This window comes from Streptomyces boetiae (assembly GCF_031845405.1).
Lineage (GTDB): Bacteria > Actinomycetota > Actinomycetes > Streptomycetales > Streptomycetaceae > Streptomyces > Streptomyces boetiae.
Window position 1 is genome coordinate 1 of the sequence record NZ_JAVREN010000036.1, and the last position, 13834, is coordinate 13834.

General features: G+C 72.7%; 15 protein-coding genes. 8 read left to right on the forward strand and 7 right to left on the reverse strand.

Annotation, left to right across the window (positions count from 1 at the left end):
• The first annotated feature begins 20 nt into the window (after window positions 1–20).
• Together RM780_RS20710 and RM780_RS20715 are read left to right on the forward strand one after the other, a co-directional pair.
• A complete protein-coding gene (locus RM780_RS20710; RefSeq protein ID WP_311632323.1) occupies window positions 21–947 on the forward strand; it encodes a DNA-3-methyladenine glycosylase family protein in 927 nt (308 codons plus the stop codon).
• 374 nt (window positions 948–1321) lie between these two features.
• Window positions 1322–1702: a hypothetical protein gene (locus tag RM780_RS20715; RefSeq protein ID WP_311632324.1), complete on the forward strand. Its 381-nt coding sequence runs from the start codon at window positions 1322–1324 to the stop codon at window positions 1700–1702.
• 108 nt (window positions 1703–1810) lie between these two features.
• Here RM780_RS20715 and RM780_RS20720 read toward each other — a convergent pair whose 3' ends face one another.
• Window positions 1811–2335 carry an acyl-CoA thioesterase gene (locus RM780_RS20720; protein ID WP_311632325.1) on the reverse strand — a complete coding sequence of 175 codons (525 nt, stop codon included), beginning with the start codon at window positions 2333–2335 and terminating at the stop codon, window positions 1811–1813.
• A 97-nt stretch (window positions 2336–2432) separates the two neighbouring features.
• Here RM780_RS20720 and RM780_RS20725 point away from each other — a divergent pair, with 97 nt between their 5' ends.
• Complete coding sequence (locus tag RM780_RS20725; protein ID WP_311632326.1) at window positions 2433–2618, forward strand: DUF2191 domain-containing protein; 186 nt, start codon at window positions 2433–2435, stop codon at window positions 2616–2618.
• Between the two features lie 107 nt (window positions 2619–2725).
• Here RM780_RS20725 and RM780_RS20730 read toward each other — a convergent pair whose 3' ends face one another.
• The 3 genes from RM780_RS20730 to RM780_RS20740 all read right to left on the reverse strand — a co-directional run bounded on the left by RM780_RS20730 (window position 2726) and on the right by RM780_RS20740 (window position 5059).
• Window positions 2726–3139 (reverse strand): class IV adenylate cyclase, encoded by a 414-nt coding sequence (locus RM780_RS20730; protein ID WP_311632327.1) that lies wholly within the window; start codon window positions 3137–3139, stop codon window positions 2726–2728.
• Between the two features lie 92 nt (window positions 3140–3231).
• Window positions 3232–3915, reverse strand: coding sequence for a GNAT family N-acetyltransferase (locus RM780_RS20735; RefSeq protein ID WP_311632328.1), 684 nt, complete (start codon window positions 3913–3915; stop codon window positions 3232–3234).
• Window positions 3815–5059 (reverse strand): hypothetical protein, encoded by a 1245-nt coding sequence (locus RM780_RS20740; protein WP_311632329.1) that lies wholly within the window; start codon window positions 5057–5059, stop codon window positions 3815–3817. The genes RM780_RS20735 and RM780_RS20740 overlap by 101 nt, the downstream gene beginning before the upstream one ends.
• Window positions 5060–5190: 131 nt before the next feature.
• Between RM780_RS20740 and RM780_RS20745 the strand changes: the two genes are divergently transcribed.
• The gene (locus tag RM780_RS20745; RefSeq protein ID WP_311632330.1) at window positions 5191–5877 is read left to right on the forward strand and encodes a hypothetical protein; all 687 of its coding nucleotides are present in this window, start codon (window positions 5191–5193) and stop codon (window positions 5875–5877) included.
• Window positions 5878–6314: 437 nt separating this feature from the next.
• Window positions 6315–7493, forward strand: coding sequence for an LCP family protein (locus tag RM780_RS20750; protein WP_311632331.1), 1179 nt, complete (start codon window positions 6315–6317; stop codon window positions 7491–7493).
• Between the two features lie 86 nt (window positions 7494–7579).
• Here RM780_RS20750 and RM780_RS20755 read toward each other — a convergent pair whose 3' ends face one another.
• Window positions 7580–7960 (reverse strand): VOC family protein, encoded by a 381-nt coding sequence (locus RM780_RS20755; protein ID WP_311632332.1) that lies wholly within the window; start codon window positions 7958–7960, stop codon window positions 7580–7582.
• A 63-nt stretch (window positions 7961–8023) separates the two neighbouring features.
• Between RM780_RS20755 and RM780_RS20760 the strand changes: the two genes are divergently transcribed.
• The gene (locus RM780_RS20760; protein WP_311632333.1) at window positions 8024–8551 is read left to right on the forward strand and encodes a CGNR zinc finger domain-containing protein; all 528 of its coding nucleotides are present in this window, start codon (window positions 8024–8026) and stop codon (window positions 8549–8551) included.
• A gap of 43 nt (window positions 8552–8594) precedes the next feature.
• The gene (locus RM780_RS20765; RefSeq protein ID WP_311632334.1) at window positions 8595–9623 is read left to right on the forward strand and encodes a 1-aminocyclopropane-1-carboxylate deaminase/D-cysteine desulfhydrase; all 1029 of its coding nucleotides are present in this window, start codon (window positions 8595–8597) and stop codon (window positions 9621–9623) included.
• On the opposite strand, the gene RM780_RS20770 is transcribed toward RM780_RS20765, so the two are convergent.
• Complete coding sequence (locus tag RM780_RS20770) at window positions 9529–10983, reverse strand: APC family permease (protein ID WP_311632335.1); 1455 nt, start codon at window positions 10981–10983, stop codon at window positions 9529–9531. The genes RM780_RS20765 and RM780_RS20770 overlap by 95 nt on opposite strands.
• A 158-nt stretch (window positions 10984–11141) precedes the next feature.
• Complete coding sequence (locus tag RM780_RS20775) at window positions 11142–12482, reverse strand: UDP-glucose dehydrogenase family protein (RefSeq protein WP_311632336.1); 1341 nt, start codon at window positions 12480–12482, stop codon at window positions 11142–11144.
• Window positions 12483–12645: 163 nt separating this feature from the next.
• On the opposite strand from RM780_RS20775, the gene RM780_RS20780 reads away from it, so the two are divergent.
• A complete protein-coding gene (locus RM780_RS20780) occupies window positions 12646–13806 on the forward strand; it encodes an acyl-CoA dehydrogenase family protein (protein WP_311632337.1) in 1161 nt (386 codons plus the stop codon).
• Window positions 13807–13834 lie beyond the last annotated feature (28 nt).

Sequence of the window (13834 nt, forward strand, 5' to 3'; positions counted from 1 at the left end):
GGACAGTAGCCTGACGCGTCATGCCCGCCGAGCGAAGCTGGACCCCGTCCGGCCCCCACGCCCGCCTCTACGACCTGCGCCGCAGCCTGATGGTGCTGCGGCGCGGGCCGTACGACCCGGCGTTCCGCGCGGGCCGGGACGGCGTGATCTGGCGGGCGACCAGGACCCCGGAGGGCCCGGCCACCCTCCGCCTGCGCCGGCCGGAGCCGCCCCGCGTGGCGGCCACGGCCTGGGGTCCGGGCGCCGACTGGGCGCTGGAGCGGCTGCCCGCGCTGCTCGGCGAGGAGGACCGGCCCGAGGAGTTCGTGCCGCACCACCGGCTGCTGGCCGAGGCGCTGCGCCGCCACCGCGGGGTGCGGCTGATCCGCACCGGCCTGGTGCTGGAGTCGCTGATCCCCTCCGTGCTGGAGCAGCGGGTCACCACCCAGGACGCCTACCGGGCCTGGCGGCTGCTGCTGCGGCGCTTCGGGGAGCCGGCCCCCGGCCCCGGGGCGGACCTGGGGATGTGGGTGATGCCCACGCCGGAGGCGTTCGCCCGCGTCCCGTCCTGGGAGTGGCACCGGGCCGGGGTGGACGGCAAGCGGTCGGCGGCGACCGTGCGCGCGGTGCGCCTGGCCCGCCGGATGGAGGAGGCCGCCGGGATGCAACTCCCCGAGGCCATGGCCCGGTTGCAGGCCGTTCCGGGGATCGGCCCCTGGACGGCGGCCGAGGCGCTGCAGCGCGTGTGCGGCGCGCCCGACGCGGTCACGGTCGGGGACCTGCACCTGCCGGGCATCGTCGGCCACGCGCTGGCGGGCGAGCGGGACGCGGACGACGCGCGGATGCTGGAGCTGCTGGCCCCCTACGCGGGCCAGCGCCACCGCGCGACCCGTCTCCTGCTGCTGACCGGAGTCTCCCCGCCGCGCCGCGCCCCGCGCCAGCGCCACGCGGACATCGCCCGCATCTGAACTCCCGCTGCGGTGGCGCCCGTCGCGGGGCCCGTCGCGGGCCGCGAAGCCCGCGGGGGCCATCGTTTGCGATGTTCCGGGTAGGCGCTGCGGCCCCGGAAACCGGGCTTCGACGGCCCGCGCGCCCCGCCGGAAAGGGCGTGAAACGTCCGCGATGCGCACCCGGTGCGCAAGGGCCCCCCCACCCGGCCCACACATCACCCGCCTTTAGCACCCGCATATTTCACGCCCCGGTCACGAGCCCCTGGCGTCACCCGGCGTGCGCCTCCTGCGCCCTGTCACGTCGCGCAACCTCTCCGTAACGTTTGACGCGGTCCTTCGACGGCTGTCGGAGGAACTATCCGCACAGCTCAACCATCCATGGAGGTGCAGCAATGAAGCGCGCCAGGATACTGACGATCACGGCGACCGCTCTTCTGGTGGCCGGCACGGCAACGGCCGCCGCCCAGGGCAGCGGCGGCGACGCCCGCGGCAACAACGTCAAGCGCGCCCCCGGCGCGGAGGTCGTCTCGCCGCTGGCCGCCCACAACCAGTACACGAGCACCCCGGTCAGCATCGCCCCCGGGACCTCCGGCTCGGCCTCGGTGGCCTGCCCGGCCGGCCAGGTGCCGACCGGCGGCGGCGCCGGCACCAGCGCCTTCGACATCTACCTGCTGGACACCCGCCCGTCGGGCAACGGCTGGGTCGCCTTCGGCCGCAACGTCGGCACCACCGCGCAGACCCTCACCACCTACGTGGTCTGCACGGTGCCCTGACCGGTATCTCCGCTCAGCCCGCACGCCCCCGGGCCGGCCGTCACGCGGCCCGGTACTCCGCGAGTCCCCGCCCGCCGGCTTCCCGCCGGCGGGCGGTCCCGCGTTCGCTCACTCCTCCGGCTGGCCCTGCCTGCCCCTGCGCCGGAGTTCGAGGATTTCGCGGCGGCGTGCGAGCCGGTGCGTGCGCCGGATCTGCGCCTCCTGGAAACGCCGCCGGTCACGGTCCGTGGCCGGGATGACGGGCGGCACGGGCCGCGGCCTGCCCTCCTCGTCCACGGCCGCGAACACGAGATATGCGGTCGCGACGCGTGAGGCGGCGGTCGCCTCGTTCCACCGCTCGGCCATCACCCGCACTCCGACCTCCATCGAGGTCCGCCCCGTCCAGTTCACCTGCGCGTGGGCGTGCACGAGGTCCCCGACCCGCACGGGCACGAGAAACACCATCTCGTCCATCGAGGCCGTCACGGCGGGCCCCCCGGAATGCCGCCCGGCGACGGCCCCCGCCGCGTCGTCCACGAGCTTCATGACCACGCCCCCGTGCACGGTCCCGAGCAGATTCACATCGTTCTGCGTCATGATCCGCGACAACGTGGTCCGCGAAGCGGCAGCGGCCTTCCCCGGCAACTCGGTCATGGGCCCCAGCGTAGGCGCGCCCCCCGCGCGCCGGTCCGCGAGCCGGGGATATGCGAGAGATACTCCTATTCATCCGACTCGATCGGGAGGGCGGCCGATGACCGACCACGAAGCGCTGGCGGAGGCCGCCAAGGTCTTCGGCACCCGGACGAAGAAGGACTCGGTCAACACCGCGCTTCGCGAGGCGGCCCTGCGCATTCGGCGCGCCCGTGCACTCGACCGCCTCGGCGAGATGGCCGACCAGGGCGACTTCGACGCCTACGCGGAGAGCAAGGACTCCTGACAGGGCTCCCCGTCCGTCGCCTGACCTGAGGCCGTTGGCCGCAGCAGGTCTGTCTCAGTCCGGCTCGTGCCCTTCCCGACCAGTGCGCGGACGTTCGGGCCCACCGGTCAGGCGCCGGGCGTGAGCCTCGCGCCACCGCCCGTCTCGGGACCGGCGTGGCGGGCGTTGGCTACGGCGTCGGTGTACAGCTCGGTGGTCAGGTCGCCCTCGTCGATGCCCAGCCCGGCCAGGACGCGGCGGATGCCGGCCAGCGCGGCGGGCACGTCCACCTCCTCGGGCACCAGCGTCTCCACCTCCAGGAACGTCCCGTCGATCTCCGGCACCCGCACCAGCGTGGCGAGCATCGCGCGCCCGTACGCCTCGAAGGCGTGATTGCGGCACAGCTTGCGAAACGCGATCACCGGCTCGTACCCCAGACCCCGCAGCACGGCCCCGGCCGCCTCCGCATCCCCGACCGGCGTCTCGTGCTCCGCCTTCGCCCCGGACGCCTCGTCCACCACCGCCCCCTTGAACGTCAGCACGCCCCTCCCCCAGCACCGCCAGCCCCTGGCCGCACCCTCGGGATCCCGGACCCGGTCCTTCAACTCCGCCTCGAACACAGACCGTCCTCCTCCTAGGATGCGGGCTGAAGGGGGAGGATCATCGCGGTGTAGAGGGGTGCTTCGGGCCAGGGGCGGGTGGCGGTGAGGGGGCGGTAGCCCCAGGCGGTGTACGCCGCTCGGGCCGGGGCGGCCTCGGGTTCCGGGCGGACGGTGAGGGTGGCGCGTTCGACGGGCTGGCCTTCGAGGAGCGCGGCGTGGAGGCGGCGGGCAATGCCCCGGCGGCGCCACGGCTTGCGGACGCCCAGCTCGACGACGGCGAAGGTGCGCCGCCCGTCCTCCCGGGTCAGGTCCGGCGGAAGGGGAGTCAGGGCACCGGTCCACCACGCGGTGTCGGCCGGTAGCCGGAAGCCGAAGGCGAAGCCCACGGTCTGGCCGTCGTCCTGCGCGAAGGCGACCCGGACGCCGGGGCGTTGCCTGGCCTGGTGGTGGTAGAGGTGGATGAAGTCCGCGATGCCCTCGGGGCCCTCGTGGTAGGGCGGCTCGGCGTACACCTCCGCATAGAGAGGCAGGAGCGAGTCCAGGGCAGCCAGAACGGCGTCGGCGCCCTCTTCCCGGCGAACGGTGACGGGCATGCTGCGGGCCTCCTCAGTCCGGTCAGCCGAGGTAGCCGGTGATCGCCTCGATGGCCTCGCGTGCGGGCGCGGTGTCGGCGGGGGCAAGCGCGCTGCGGACCTCGGCCAGCCGGGCGCGGACACGGCCGGAGTTCAGCTCGGAGACGTGGTCCAGCGTGCTCATGGCCTGGCCGGCCGCTTCCTCGACTTCTCCGGCAAAGGCCAGGCTGCGGGCGAGGGTGAGCCGGGAAAGGGTCCAGTTGCGGCCGTGGGTGGTTCGGTCCTCGTGGGCGACGGAGGCGCGCAGGTAGGGCACGGCGGCCTTGTGCTTTCCGGCCTCCACGTACAGGAGCCCCTGGACCCAGTTGAGCTCCGCCGGGCCGTAGAAAGAGGTCCAGGCGGGGGCGGGCCTGCCCTTGGCACGGTCGGCGGTACGCATGGCCTCGGCCATGGCGCGGTTGGCCGCAGCGGATTGCCGCATCTGAGCCAGCGCGCGGGCCTCGCGGGTGGCGGTGAGGGACACCAGAACCGGGATGTCCAGCTCCCTGGCCCGCTGCCCGGCCGCACGGGCTAGGTCGTAGCCCTCCCGAGGACGGCGCTCGACCAGAGCCTGGAGACTCATGCCGGCCAATACCTCGATCTCCAGCTCCTCATCGTTCAGGAGACGCGCCACCGACAGCGCCTCTCCCCGGTATCCGTGCGCTCGTTCCCGGTCACCCGCGTCGTAGAACAGCCAGGCGCACACGGCAGCAGACTCACCGGAGATCAACTGGAGCTCCCGCCCGATGGACTGGGAGTAACTGGCGGTGCTGATGACCCGGCGCACCCGCTGGAGGTGACGTAATCCGAGCTGGAGTAGATCGCCGCCGCCGTAGGAGGCGTCGAGGTTGACCAGCGAACGCAAGCCATCACGGAGTTCCGCGACGTGGGCCGTTCCCACCGCGCCTGCCACGACTGGAGCGGTCACGGCCAGACCGGTCGTTGCGCCGACGGTGCCTGCGACAAACGCGCGACGTTTCACGATCTCTCCTTCGTCGGGTTGGGAGACGGGCGCAGGACCGGGAAAGCCGAGGTGGAGCGGGCTCAGGCCGAACATCGCGTGGAGGACTCGCCAGGCGCGCGGGCGCGGACGGGGCGGGAACGGCTGGCGCCAGCGGCGGAACTGCCGGTCGGTCAGCGATACTTCCTCGCCGATCAGCCGGGCCGTCTCCGCGTACGCCCGCAGGAACCGCTGCGCCGAGCCCCAGCCGTGTCGGTCGCATTCACGCGCGCATGGCGTTTGCCCCATGCACCCCTCCAACTCCTGGCGGTCACCGTACTAGGAACACATCCCCGGAAAAGTCCGCTCGGCACCGGAAAGTCCATCCGAAAGTCCGCCCCGGATTCCGCCGGTGGCCGCACCGGAAGCGTTGCCTAGAGGTGACGACCAAGGCACGGAAGGTGATGATGGCGACAGCGATTCCCCTGTGGATTCCCCCGGATGAGGATGGGCCGCAACTGCTGCCCTGTGGGGGGTTGTTCGATGCGGTGCGGGTGCGGGTGGGGCTTGCTCCGTATGTGCTGGCGCGGCTGAACTCCGCTTCCGGGCCGGTGATTCAGGACGCCTGTGCGTGGACGTGGCTCGTGGAGGCCGGGGGTGCGCGGGGGTGGGACCTGGCCGGGGCGGAGGTGGTGTGCGGGGAGGCGGGGGTTCTGGTGCCGCCGTTGCGGCCGGAGCCCAGGGCGTTGCCCCGGTGGATTCTGCCCGGGGCCACGGCGACGTTTCTCATCGAGGCGGGGGCGCTGCGCGCCGCGCTCGCAGCGTTCGCGGGAGGCCGTATGGGGCGTGAGGTGCTGCCGCCCGCGCGGCGGCTGGTGAGGTGTGGCGGGTGTCCGGAGTACTACCCGGAAGGGTCGGTGCATGTGTGTGGGCCGCCGCCGGAGCTGGCCGGGGTGGATCTGGAAGCCCGGCTGAGTCTGGGGCAGTGGGCGCAGGAGGAGTGTGTGCTGTGCGGGGTGGCGTTCAACGGAGAAGAGAAGACGCGGACGCTGGGGCCCGTCTTCGACCGGATGCGGCAGCCGCACACGGTGCGGGCCTGCGCCAGCCGGTGCGAGGGGAAGGCGTGATCGCCGTACCCGTCCTCGTGGACGTGAAGAGCGTGCGGCGGGGGGATCAACTGCTCGTCGGCGGGTAGGCGTTCACCGTCGTCGACATCCTCGGGCAGCCACGCGGCGGGAAACGGCTCGACCTCGGGGACGGCGTTCAGCTCGTGATACAGCCGAACACCGTGCTGTACGCGACCAGGGCCGCCAGGCCGAGGCGGGCCGAGAGGCGTTCGTCACGTGACCCCCGTCACTGAGGCAAGGGGGACGCGGGGTGCGCGTGCCGCGACGCAATGCATCAGGTCTGTCTCAGTCCCGAAACCGGGTCCTCCGGGGGTCCGCGCGGCCAGGCACACTGGCTTGTCATGAGCGGCATGCACGGGTGGTCGGGAAGCGACCCGAACCAGGACCAGGACAGATACGGACGCGGCAGCGACGCCCGCCCCGAAGGGGCCCGGGTGATGCCGCACGTACCGCGCCCGTCGCAGCCGCGCGGGCCGGCGCAGCGGCCGGCCGTTCCGCCGCAGGCCCCGCCACGGCAGAGCTATGACTCGGGGTACAACGAGGGCCAGGTCTACCGGGGCGCGGGCCGTCGCCCCGCTCCCCCGCCGCCGGCGCCGCCGCAGCAGCGCGGCCCCCGCCCGCCGCGCGGGCCCCGGGGCCCGCGGAACTGGAAGAAGATCACCGGCTACTCGGTCCTGGGCCTGGTGCTCGTGCTGCTGGTGACCTCCGTCGCGACCTACTTCTGGGCGGAAAGCCAGCTACGCCGGGAGGTGGACCTGGCCTCCGTGGAGGACCGGCCGCCGGAGGGCGAGGGCACGAACTACCTCATCGTCGGGTCCGACAGCCGCGAGGGCCTGAGCGAGGAGGAGCAGCAGGAGCTGCACACGGGCGACACGGGCGGCCAGCGCACCGACACGATCATGATTTTGCACGTCGGGTCGAACGGGAACACGATGGTCAGCCTCCCCCGGGACTCCTGGGTGACCATCCCCGAATTCACCGGCTCGGTCAGCGGCAACCGGATACCCGCCTCGGAGAGCAAGATCAACGCCGCCTACTCCTCCGAGGGCGCCGAGCTGCTGGTCCGCACAGTCGAGTACAACACCGGCCTGCACATCGACCACTACGCGGAGATCGGCTTCGGCGGCTTCGCGAACGTCGTGGACGCCCTCGGCGGCGTGGAGATGTGCTTCGACGAGCCGATCCAGGACGAGAACTCGGGCGCGGACTTCGAGGCCGGCTGCCAGACGCTGGACGGCGCCGAGTCGCTGGCGTTCAACCGGCAGCGCTACCAGGAGGCGGAGGGCGACCTCGGCCGCACGCAGAACCAGCAGGAGTTCCTGGGAACGCTCTCCAGCCAGGCCGCCTCGCCCTCCACGATCCTCAACCCCTTCGTCCTCTACCCCACCCTCAACGCCGGGCTCGACGCGCTGATCGTGGACGAGGACATGAGCCTGTGGAGCCTGCGCGAGATGTTCTGGGCGATGCGCAGCGCGGAGCGGATGAACATCCCGGTCGCGGACCCCGGCTACAGCACGGACCAGGGCTCGGCGGTGCTGTGGGACATGGAGCAGACGGAGCGGCTGATGAACCAGCTGATCAACGACGAGGAAGTGACGGTCGGGCGCGAGCAGTAGCGTTCGCGTTCAGGACCGGACAGGCAACGGCCGGGGCGGGAGTCATTCCGCCCCGGCCGTCGGCGTGTGCGCGGCCCGCCGCGGAGTCAGCAGGCGCAGAGGCAGAAGGGGTGGCCCACCGGGTCGGCGTAGACGCGCCAGTTGCGCTTGCCGCCGTGGTCGTCCTCCAGGAGGCGGGCGCCGAGGCGGATGACCTCCTTCTCGGCGGCGTCCATCCGCTCGCGCGGGACCTGGAAGTCGAGGTGGAACTGCTGCGGCTGCTCCGTGCTCGGCCACCGCGGGGGCTGGTACCCCACGGAGCGCTGGAAGGCGAGCTGCGGGCCGTTCGGGCCGACCAGCTCGATCCACTCCCCGTCCGGGTCGCCGTCGTCGTCGATCCGCCAGTCCAGCACGGCGGCGTAGAACGCGGCGAGCTCGCGGGGGTTCGGGCAGTCCAGGACGGTGACGCCCAGAGTGGCGATGGCCATGTCGGTCGCTCCTTGATCGATGGCGTTACCTCATGATGGGCGGTTACCGGTAACGTTGCAACCGTGTCGTCCGACCGAATCCGGCCACCCGGGGATCTGGCCCTCATCGAGTCCCTGATCAACACCCTCGACGTGGAGCGCGGCGCGGACGGGCTCGCCGCGCCCGAGGGGCGCGCCGCCTTCGCCCGCGCGACGGGTGTCGCGGAGCTGTCCGAGGACGAGGTGCCGGCCGCCGTGCGGCTGCGGGAGCTGCTGCGCGCGGCCTGCGCCGCCCACGCGGGTACCCCGATGGCGGAGGCGGAGACCTCCGCGCTGAACGCCCTGCTGGCGGGCGCGCCGCTGCGGGTGCGGGTCGGCGCGGACGGGGGCGCGGAGCTGGTCCCGTCGGGGGACTCGCTGCTCGCCCGGGTCGCCGCGGCCCTCGCCGCCGCGCGGGCGGACGGCACCTGGGAACGCCTCAAGGTCTGCCCGGCGGACGACTGCCGCTGGGCGTTTTACGACCACAGTCCGGCGGGGCGCCGCCGCTGGTGCTCGATGCAGGTCTGCGGCGCCCGCGCGAAGATGCGCGCGTACCGCGCGCGGCGGGGGTGACGCGCGTCCCACGGACGCCGGGCTTTCGTAGAATCGTCGGACCATGTCACCGCTGATACCGCCGCCCTGGCCGCCCTCGCCGCCGGGGCTCGGCGGCGGGGCTCTTCCCTCGCCGCTGTCGGGGCCCCTGCGGGATCCGGCGCTCGACCGGGCCGGAGTCGTGCTGCGGCTGAAGCGGGACGACCTGATCCACCCGGACGTGCCGGGCAACAAGTGGCGCAAGCTCTCCCTCAACCTCCGCGCCGCGCTGGAGGCCGGGCACACCCGCCTGCTCACCTTCGGCGGCGCGTACTCGCACCACGTCGCGGCCGTGGCCGCCGCCGCGGCGGCGGCCGGGCTCGGCTCGACCGGCGTCATCCGGGGCGAGGAGCTGGCCGGCGCCCCGCGCAACGCCGTGCTCGCGCGCGCCGAGGCGGACGGCATGGCCCTGGCGTTCGTCAGCCGCGCGGAGTACCGCGCGACCCTGCGTGCGCTGGGGGAGCCCGAGACGGCCCGCGCGCTGCGCGAACGCTTCGGGCGCTGCTACGTGCTCCCCGAAGGCGGGTCGAACGCCCTGGGCGCGCGCGGCGCAGCGGCGACCGTGGAGGAGCTGACCGACCTGGGCCCCGGGGACGTGGTCTGCTGCGCGGTCGGCACCGGGGGCACCCTGGCCGGGCTCGCGGCGGCCCTTCCGCCGGGGGCGCGCGCCCTGGGCGTGGCCGTGCTGAAGGGCGGCGCCGGCTACCTGGAGGGCGAGGTCGCCCGGCTGCACGCGGCGGGCTGGGGGCGGACGTTCCCCGGCGCCTGGCGCATCGAGCACGGGCACCACCACGGCGGCTACGGCCGGGTGCCGGTGGGCCTGGCCGCGTTCGCCGCCGCGTTCGAGGAGCGGCACCAGGTGGCCGTCGAGCGGCGTTACGTCGCCAAGATGCTGCACGCCGTCCACGCACTGGCCGGCACGGCGGCGCTGCCGCCCGGCACGCGCGTGACGGCGGTGGTCACCGGCCCGCCGACTCCGGAGAGTCCGCCTGCTGGTCGGGCTCCGGCGCACGCTCCGGCGCGGAGCCCCGGCGGGAGGCCGTCCAGCGGTTGAACGCCCACACCCCGGCCCACAGCGCCAGGCCGACCACCATCAGCCAGCCGGCGATGCGGTAGTCCTCGCCGGCGCGGCCGGAGAGCGGGGTGGCGAGGTAGGCGCACAGGATCGCCCCCAGCACGGGCAGCGCCGTGGGGGCGCGGAAGTGGGCGTGCTCCACGGGGCTGCGGCGCAGCACGAGCACCGCGACGTTGACCACGGTGAAGACGCACAGCAGGAGCAGCGAGGTGGTGCCGCCCAGGGCGGCGAGGTCGGCGTAGCCGATGAGCAGGAACGCCAGCAGCGTGGTGAAGACGATCGCCACCCAGGGCGTGCGGCGGCGGGGCAGCAGGCGGCTGAGCGGGCCCGGCAGGACGCGGTCGCGGGACATGCCGTAGAGCAGGCGGCTGGCCATCAGCATGTTGATCAGCGCGGTGTTGGAGACGGCGAACATCGTGATCCACGCGAAGAGGTCGAGCGGGAAGCCCGGCGCCCCGGCCTCCACCACGCGCAGCAGGGGCGTGTCGCCGTCGCCCAGGTCGCCGGGGGACACCAGGGTGATGCTGGCGATGGCCACGAGGACATAAATTGCACCGGTGATGCACAGCCCTATCAGCATCATCCGGGGAAAGATGCGGACGGGGTCCTTCGTCTCCTCGGCCATGTTCACCGAATCCTCGAATCCGACCATGGCGAAAAACGCGAGGGCGGTCGCGGCGGTCACGGCGCCGAATGCGCTGTCGCCGCCTGAGGTGTCGAACTCGGTGACGCGCGAGAAATCTCCCTTTCCGTCGAGGACCGCCCAGACGCCGATCGCGATGACGATCAGCAGGCCGGTCAGCTCCACGAGGGTGAGGGCCACATTCGCCTTGACGCTCTCGCCCACGCCACGCAGATTGACCAGGCTGATCAGCGCCATGAACGCCAGCCCGACGACGAGGGTCAGGCGGGCGTGCTCACCCTCCACCTCCAGGGCGGACAGGAGGTTGGCGGCGAAGGCCTCGGAGGCGCTGGAGGCCGAGGTGAGGCCGGAGCACATGACGGCGAACGTCACCAGGAAGGTGAGGAAGTGGACGCCGAAGGCCCGGTTGGTGTACGCCGCCGCGCCTCCCGCCCGGGGGTATTTCGTGACCAGCTCCAGGTAGCTGGTGGCGGTGAGCAGGGCGACGGCGAAGGCGCACAGGAACGGCAGCCAGACCGCGCCGCCGACCTCCGCGGCGACGCGGCCGGTGAGCGCGTAGGCACCGGTGCCGAGAATGTCGCCGACGATGAAGAGCAGAAGCAGGCCTGGGCCGATGACGCGCTTGAGTTCCGTGTGTTCTTCCCGGGACGGCGGATCGGTGGCCGCCGGGCCCTTGGTCCCCGTCGTTTCTGTCATGCGCGGACGATAGCGCAGAATCCGCGGCCTAAATACGGGGCAAATCGGTCACAATTCCTTCGCAAATGCCCGCCCCAATGGACGTTTGGCGGAGGCGGCGGGCGTTCCCGGGGAATTCCGCGGCCCGCCCGCCTTGGCCGTTCGGACCGCGGTCCGGCTCAGACCGTGGGGCGGCCCAGGGCCCGGTATGTCCAGCCCGCCTTGCGCCACAGCGCCGGGTCCAGCGTGTTGCGCCCGTCCAGGAGGTGCCGCTCGCTGACCACCTCGCCCAGCACCGCCGGGTCCAGCTCGCGGAACTCGCGCCACTCCGTCAGGTGCAGCACGCCGTGCGCGCCCTCCGCCGCCTCCCGGGCGCTGCCGGCGTACCGCAGCGTGGGGAAGACGCGGCGGGCGTTCTCCGTCGCCTTGGGGTCGTAGATGGTGACCTCGGCGCCCTGGAGGTGGAGCTGGCCCGCGATGTTGAGCGCGGGCGAGTCGCGCACGTCGTCGGAGTCGGGCTTGAAGGCGGCGCCCAGCACGGCCACCCGCTTGCCCAGCAGGGAGCCGCCGAGCATCTCGCGGGTCAGCTCGACGGTGTGGACGCGGCGGCGCATGTTGATCGAGTCGATCTCGCGGAGGAACGCCACCGCCTCCGCCGCGCCCAGCTCGCCGGCGCGGGCCATGAAGGCGCGGATGTCCTTGGGCAGGCAGCCGCCGCCGAAGCCGATCCCGGCCCGCAGGAACTTGCGGCCGATCCGGTCGTCGTGGCCCAGGGCCTCGGCCAGCCGGACCACGTCCCCGCCGGCGGCCTCGCAGATCTCGGCCATGGCGTTGATGAAGGAGATCTTGGTGGAGAGGAAGGCGTTGGCGGCCGTCTTCACCAGCTCGGCGGTGGGCAGGTCGGTGGCCAGGAACGGCGTGCCGCCGTCGATGGGCGCGGCGTAGACCTCGCGCAGCAGGGCCTCGGCGCGCTCGCTGGTGACACCGGCGACGATCCGGTCCGGGTGCAGCGTGTCCTCGACGGCGAAGCCCTCACGCAGGAACTCGGGGTTCCACGCCAGCTCGGCGTCCTCGCCGGCCGGGGCCAGCTCCGCAATGCGGCGGGCCAGGCGGGCGGCGGAGCCCACGGGCACCGTGGACTTGCCGACGACGAGCGCGGGGCGCGCCAGGTGCGGGGCCAGGGATTCGACGGCCGCGTCCACGAAGCTCATGTCGCAGGCGTACTCGCCGGGCCTCTGCGGGGTATTGACGCAGATGAAGTGGACGTCGCCGAAGGCCGCGGCCTCGGCGTAGGAGGTGGTGAAGTCGAGGCGCCCGGAGGAGCCGGGGAGCCCGGCCACGTGCCGGCGCAGGATGTCCTCCAGGCCCGGCTCGTACATCGGGGTCCGGCCGCGGCGCAGCAGCGCGACCTTCTCCTCGGAGATGTCCAGGCCCAGGACCTCGAATCCCAGCTCGGCCATGGCGGCGGCGTGTGTGGCGCCGAGGTATCCGGTGCCGATCACCGTGATCTTCGGGGACATGGCACCGAGCATAAACCCGTGGGCTGTCGGGAACCTCACGTATCCGTGGCCCCCCGGGCGTCCTAGAATGACCTCCGGGAAAACAAGTTACTTAACGGTAGTTAGCAGCAGGCAGTCCGACAGGCAGCACCAGCAGCGTCGCTCGCAGGGAGAAGTGAGACAGGTGGCCGGTTCCGCAGACTTCGATCTCTACCGCCCGACCGAGGAGCACGCGCTGCTCCGCGAGTCCGTGCGTGCGCTGGCGGAGGCGAAGATCGCCCCGTACGCGGCCGAGGTCGATGAGGAGGGGCGTTTCCCCCGGGAGGCCCTGGACGCGCTGGTCGCCAACGACCTGCACGCGGTGCACGTCCCCGAGGAGTTCGGCGGCGCCGGCGCCGACGCCCTGGCCACGGTGATCGTGATCGAGGAGGTCGCGCGGGTGTGCTGTTCCTCCTCCCTGATCCCGGCCGTCAACAAGCTCGGCTCGCTCCCGGTCGCCCTTTCGGGCTCCAAGGAGCTGAAGGCCAGGTACCTCACGCCGCTGGCCCGCGGCGAGGCGATGTTCTCCTACTGCCTGTCCGAGCCGGACGCCGGCTCCGACGCCGGGGGCATGAAGACCCGCGCGGTCCGCGACGGCGACCACTACGTCCTCAACGGCGTCAAGCGCTGGATCACCAACGCCGGCGTCTCCGAGTACTACACCGTCATGGCCCTCACCGACCCCGAGAAGCGCACCCGCGGCGGCATCTCCGCCTTCGTCGTCGAGAAGTCGGACGAGGGCGTCTCCTTCGGCGCCCCCGAGAAGAAACTCGGCATCAAGGGCTCGCCCACCCGCGAGGTCTACCTCGACAACGTCCGCATCCCCGCCGGCCGCATGATCGGCGAGGAGGGCACCGGCTTCACCACCGCCATGCGCACCCTGGACCACACCCGCATCACCATCGCCGCCCAGGCCCTGGGCGTCGCCCAGGGCGCCCTGGACTACGCCAAGGGCTACGTCCGCGAACGCAAGCAGTTCGGCAAGCCCATCGGCGACTTCCAGGGCATCCAGTTCATGCTCGCCGACATGGCCATGAAGCTGGAGGCCGCCCGCCAGCTCACCTACGCCGCCGCCGCGAAGTCCGAACGCAACGACCCCGACCTGACGTTCTTCGGCGCCGCCGCCAAGTGCTACGCCTCCGACGCCGCGATGGAGATCACCACCGACGCCGTCCAGCTCCTGGGCGGCTACGGCTACACCCGCGACTACCCCCTCGAACGCATGATGCGCGACGCCAAGATCACCCAGATCTACGAAGGCACCAACCAGGTCCAACGCATCGTCATGGCACGCAACCTGCCGTAACCGCCGCCGTAACGGCGCCCGCGCGGGG

Bases quoted from the DNA above. Each gene is read 5' to 3' on its own strand.
- RM780_RS20765 (WP_311632334.1), top strand. From the start codon at position 8,595: ATGTCACCGCTGATACCGCCGCCCTGGCCGCCCTCGCCGCCGGGGCTC.
- RM780_RS20725 (WP_311632326.1), top strand. From the start codon at position 2,433: ATGACCGACCACGAAGCGCTGGCGGAGGCCGCCAAGGTCTTCGGCACC.
- RM780_RS20710 (WP_311632323.1), top strand. From the start codon at position 21: ATGCCCGCCGAGCGAAGCTGGACCCCGTCCGGCCCCCACGCCCGCCTC.
- RM780_RS20720 (WP_311632325.1), bottom strand. From the start codon at position 2,335: ATGACCGAGTTGCCGGGGAAGGCCGCTGCCGCTTCGCGGACCACGTTG.
- RM780_RS20750 (WP_311632331.1), top strand. From the start codon at position 6,315: ATGCCGCACGTACCGCGCCCGTCGCAGCCGCGCGGGCCGGCGCAGCGG.
- RM780_RS20770 (WP_311632335.1), bottom strand. From the start codon at position 10,983: ATGACAGAAACGACGGGGACCAAGGGCCCGGCGGCCACCGATCCGCCG.
- RM780_RS20715 (WP_311632324.1), top strand. From the start codon at position 1,322: ATGAAGCGCGCCAGGATACTGACGATCACGGCGACCGCTCTTCTGGTG.
- RM780_RS20740 (WP_311632329.1), bottom strand. From the start codon at position 5,059: ATGGGGCAAACGCCATGCGCGCGTGAATGCGACCGACACGGCTGGGGC.
- RM780_RS20755 (WP_311632332.1), bottom strand. From the start codon at position 7,960: ATGGCCATCGCCACTCTGGGCGTCACCGTCCTGGACTGCCCGAACCCC.
- RM780_RS20775 (WP_311632336.1), bottom strand. From the start codon at position 12,482: ATGTCCCCGAAGATCACGGTGATCGGCACCGGATACCTCGGCGCCACA.